This is a genomic window from Thermomonas sp. LB-4 (genome assembly GCF_036409385.1).
Classification (GTDB): domain Bacteria; phylum Pseudomonadota; class Gammaproteobacteria; order Xanthomonadales; family Xanthomonadaceae; genus Thermomonas.
Genome location: NZ_JAXOFT010000057.1, coordinates 1 through 1,157, shown reverse-complemented (window position 1 = coordinate 1,157; position 1,157 = coordinate 1). Strand labels below are relative to the sequence as shown.

General features: G+C 64.6%; 1 protein-coding gene. It reads right to left on the bottom strand.

All coding sequences use genetic code 11. From position 1 onward, the window contains the following. Positions 1-117 precede the first annotated feature (117 nt). The gene (locus tag SPK54_RS13590) at positions 118-1,098 is read right to left on the bottom strand and encodes an IS5 family transposase (protein ID WP_330948403.1); all 981 of its coding nucleotides are present in this window, start codon (positions 1,096-1,098) and stop codon (positions 118-120) included. Positions 1,099-1,157: the final 59 nt, after the last annotated feature.

Sequence of the window (1,157 nt, the reverse complement as noted above, 5' to 3'; positions counted from 1 at the left end):
TAGGGAAGGTCTGATCAACACACTCTGAAGCTTCAATCTCGGGCCACAGAGCGGGTTTTTTGCTTCGCCACCGCCCTCACGCGCCGTTTCCGGCGCTTTTCGGCGGGTTTCCCCGCCTTACAGACGCACTGCCCCCGTCGCCGGCAGCAATTGCCGGCGCGTCATCCACAGGTTCGACAGGGCGAACAGGGTCAGCACCTGCGCGCTGTTCTTCGCAAGGCCGCGATAGCGCACCTTGACGTAGCCGAACTGCCGCTTGATCACCCGGAACGGGTGCTCCACCTTCGCCCGCAGGCTGGCCTTGCAGTGCTCCCAGCGCTCGGCGTAGCGACGATCCCGCTGGTTCTTCATCGCGCGCAGTTTCGACGGCTTCTCCGCGATCCGGAAGCCGGCGTCCACGTGCTGCAACTCCTCGCGCTTGTCCGCGCCGGTGTAGCCGCTGTCGCCACAGATCGTGGTTTCCCTGCCGTGCAGCAGCTTGTGTACCTGGGTCACGTCGGCCACGTTCGCCGCCGTGCATTCCACGTGATGCACCAGTCCCGAGACATCGTCAACGCCGATGTGCGCCTTCATCCCGAAGTGCCACTGGTTGCCCTTCTTCGTCTGGTGCATCTCGGGATCGCGCTCGCCCTCCCGGTTCTTGGTCGAACTGGGCGCGGCGATGATCGTGGCATCCACGATCGTGCCGCTACGCAGGCTCATGCCCTTGCGCTGCAGGTGCGCGTTGACCTTCGCCAGCAGCTTGGCAGCCAGGCCATGCGTCTCCAGCAGGCGACGGAAGTTGAGGATCGTGGTCTCGTCGGGAATGCCGTCCAGCCCGCCGATCCCGGCAAACCGGCGCATCACCGGCGTGTCGTACAAGGCCTCTTCCATCGCCGGGTCGCTGAGCGCGTACCACTGCTGCAGGAAGTGGATGCGCAGCATCGTGGCAAGCGCATATGGCTGCCGGCCGGGACGCCCCAACTTCGGATAGTGCGGCTCGATCAGCAACAGCAGCGCCTTCCACGGCACCACCTGCTCCATCTCGCCCAGGAACACCTCCCGCCGCGTCTGCTTGCGTTGACCCAGATCTTCGGCATCACCGAACGTCAGCTGCATCGGAAGTCATCCCGGAGGTGAGGCGCTATTGTCGCCGACAGGTGGCGAGTTGTTCAGAC

Excerpts from the sequence above, each read along its gene's own strand:
- SPK54_RS13590 (WP_330948403.1), bottom strand. The coding sequence starts at position 1,098 with ATGCAGCTGACGTTCGGTGATGCCGAAGATCTGGGTCAACGCAAGCAG.